Annotated in this window: 3 protein-coding genes; all 3 read right to left on the reverse strand. The window is 68.7% G+C overall.

The window, feature by feature from the left end; translation table 11 throughout:
* Nucleotides 1-64: 64 nt before the first annotated feature.
* Nucleotides 65-895 carry a class I SAM-dependent methyltransferase gene (locus tag ACP5E6_RS17675; protein ID WP_427956472.1) on the reverse strand — a complete coding sequence of 277 codons (831 nt, stop codon included), beginning with the start codon at nucleotides 893-895 and terminating at the stop codon, nucleotides 65-67.
* Complete coding sequence (locus ACP5E6_RS17680) at nucleotides 892-1,899, reverse strand: ferritin-like domain-containing protein (RefSeq protein ID WP_427956474.1); 1,008 nt, start codon at nucleotides 1,897-1,899, stop codon at nucleotides 892-894. Before ACP5E6_RS17680 ends, ACP5E6_RS17675 begins: the two co-directional genes overlap by 4 nt.
* Before the next feature lie 65 nt (nucleotides 1,900-1,964).
* Nucleotides 1,965-2,969 (reverse strand): MBL fold metallo-hydrolase, encoded by a 1,005-nt coding sequence (locus tag ACP5E6_RS17685; RefSeq protein WP_427956475.1) that lies wholly within the window; start codon nucleotides 2,967-2,969, stop codon nucleotides 1,965-1,967.
* Nucleotides 2,970-3,077 lie beyond the last annotated feature (108 nt).

A 3,077-nucleotide genomic window follows, 5' to 3' on the forward strand; every position in this document is an offset into this window, starting at 1 on the left:
CGGGGGGTGAGAAAGCGCGAAATGCCCGCCGCTGTGATGTGAGCGGCGCGCGATGGGACGGCGATCAGGGGCGTGCGGTGATGACGTGGACGGTGGCGCGCATGCGGGCGTTGGGATCGGCGTAGCCGGGCAGGGCGGCGCGGAAGGCGGCGCGCAGGGCGGCGCGGGTCGCGGCGTCGGCGCTGACCTCGTCGAGCAGGGCGCCGGCGGGTCCCATGATCGTTGCGATCTCGGCCTCCTCATCGAGCGAGTGACCCATCAGCGTGATCGGTTCGGCGCGCACCGAGACCGAGGTGAAGCCGGATTCGGTCAGAATCCGCTCGACATAGGGGATGTCGGCGAAGGCCTGCGGTCCGGGGGCGTGCGGCCGGCGCGGCCGGGGTGGGCCGAGACGCTCGATGGCGAGGCGAAGCGGCACCGCCCAGTGCGGATTATGGTCGACCGCGGCCCAGGCGAGGCAGACCAGACGCCCGCCCGGCCGGAGCGCGCCGCGCAGATTGACGAAGGCGGCCACCGGGTCCTCGAAGAACATGATGCCGAAGCGCGAGGTCAGCAGGTCGAACGACGGGCTGAAGCGGCGTGACGCGGCGTCATCCTCGATCAGGGTGATGTTGCGCTGTCCCGCGAGGCGGATGCGCGCGATTCCCAGCATCGGCCGGGAGACGTCGAGCGCGGTGACATGGCCGGTGGGGCCGACCGCGTCGGCGAGTTGCGCCGTGGTGGTGCCGGTGCCGCAGCCGATTTCGAGCACCTGCTCGCCCGCGCCCGGGGCGGCGCGGGCCATCAGCAGGTCTTCGGCGCCGGTGAGGCGGGCTTCCATCTGTGCCCGGATGCGCACCCATTTCGGGCCGGCGACCTCGTTCCAATAGGCGATCTGGCGTGAATTGTCGGTCACGCGGGGTGAGCGGCGGTGCTGGACTTGGGGCTGGGCTTGGGGCGGGGCATGAATTTCAGGGCGAGCCGCACCAGCCGGGGCATCGTGGTCGGGCGGAGCAGGCGTTGGTCATAGCCGGCGAAGCGGCGGTCGTTTTCCTCGAGGCAGATCCGCATCAATTCGCTGACCTTGACCTCCTCGGCGCTGACCGCCTTGGTGCCGTTGATGGTGAAATTATTGTCCTGCGGCTTGCCGCCGGGCTTGGCTTTTGACCCGTCATCCATGCCGCGGGCGATGCCCATGCGTTCCCAGCCGAGAAAGGCATAGACCGCCGCCACCCGCAGCTCGAACCAGAGGCGCTGCGGCAGGGCGAGATTGGCGCGGTGCCAGGCGACCCAATTGGCGAACAGCAGGATATGGCGGCATTCCTCCTGGATCACCGGCTCGAAGGTCTCGACCAGCTCGGCGGGGAAGAAGCCGGAGCGCTTGGCCAGTTCGAACAGGCCGAAGGCGAAGAAACTGTCGATACACTCGGAATAGCCGGTCACCATATAGGCCCATTCCGGATCGCGCGGCTCGACATAGGGGGGTTCGGGTTCGAGCGGGATGTCGTACACCTCGACCAGTTTGGACAGGACCTCCTTGTGGCGGTTTTCCTCCCAGCCGTTCAGCGCGATGGTTTTGCCCATGTCCGGGTCGAGGGCGGCGATCTGGCGGGCGTAGGCCGCCATGCGCAGGCGCGCCTTGCCTTCGGTCTGCACCGCGATGTCCCAGATCGGCAGGGAGGTGATTTTGTTGCGCGTCTCCTCGTCGAGCTTCGGCCAGGCGAGCACCGAGGGTTTGTAGGGGTTGAAGGTCTCGTGGAACATGGTGCACATCGCGCGTTTGTGCGCTTCCGACCCCGGTTTCATCGGGCCTGGTTCCTTGCTGGTCCAGAAACGGGCGGTCCGGTCGGCCGCCGCGACGGTCATTGGATCGATACGCGACAGATCGGGCATCGACAGGTCGGGGGTTACAATGCTCATCGGATGATTGTCCTTGTTCGCCGGTTGCCGAGACTGTTCTCAGTTTAAGCCTGCATGGCGGATGTTCAAGCCATGGCGCCGTGTTCGGCGGCGGGGCGGTGCCGCAGGTCGAACACGCGGGTTTCGCCGCAATCGAGCGTGGTGAACCGCTCGGCCGGCAGGCGGGCGGCGTCGCGCGCCGTGGCCAGATCGCGCAGCGGGGCGTCGATCGCCTCGTCGGTCAGCTGGAACGTGCCGAAATGCATGCCGATCGCGCGGCGCGCGCCGAGTTCGGTGAAGGCGCGCACGGCATCGGCCGGGTTCATGTGGACATTGCCCATGAACCAGCGCGGCTCATAGGCGCCGATCGGCAGCAGGGCGAGGTCGGGGGGGCCCAGCCGCTCGCGGATCGCGCGGAAATAGCCGGTGTAGCCGGTGTCGCCCGCGATATAGATTTGCGCGCCGGCGTGGCGCAGCATGAAACCGCCCCAGAGGGTCGTGTTGCGGTCGGTGAGGCTGCGGGCGGCGAAATGCCGGGCCGGGGTCAGGGTGATCCGGGTTTCATGGATTGAGATGTGCTGCCACCAGTCGAGCTCGGTCACCGGGCCGAGACCCTTGCGCTGGAGCCAGGCGCGGTTGCCCAGCGGGGCGATGATCGGGGTCGGGCCGAACCGGGCGCGCAGGGCTTGCAGGCTGGGGAGGTCGCAATGATCGTAATGATTATGCGAGAGGAGGATCGCGTCCGGCCGGGGCAGATCGGCCAGCGCCAGCCCCGGCGCGCGCACCCGCCTCGGCCCGGCCCAGCCGACCGGGGAGCAGCGGTCGGAGAACACCGGGTCGCTGAGCAGGACCAGCCCCTTCAGGCGCAGCAGGAAGCTCGAATGGCCGATGAAGGTGAGGGCGAGATGATGCTCCGCGACGCGGGGCGGCGGCGGCGGATGGGCGGTGTTTTCGACATGGGCGGGCCATGGGGTGCGGCCGTCGCGCCGCGTCAGCCATTTCAGCATGGCGAACCGGCGGATGTGGCGCCTTGCTCCTTCGGGGTTGAAGAAATGCGTGCCATCGCAATGGTCGGAGAGCGGCAGGGGCAAGATCGGCGGGGGCATGGGTCAGCCGAAGCTTGCGGTGGTGGCACCGCGCGGCGGGGTTGGCCGGATGCCGGTGCCTGGGCGTGCCGCGTCGCTGAGGGCCCGATCGCC

Origin of the sequence: Acidiphilium sp. (assembly GCF_049977125.1) — a bacterium.
Lineage (GTDB): Bacteria > Pseudomonadota > Alphaproteobacteria > Acetobacterales > Acetobacteraceae > Acidiphilium.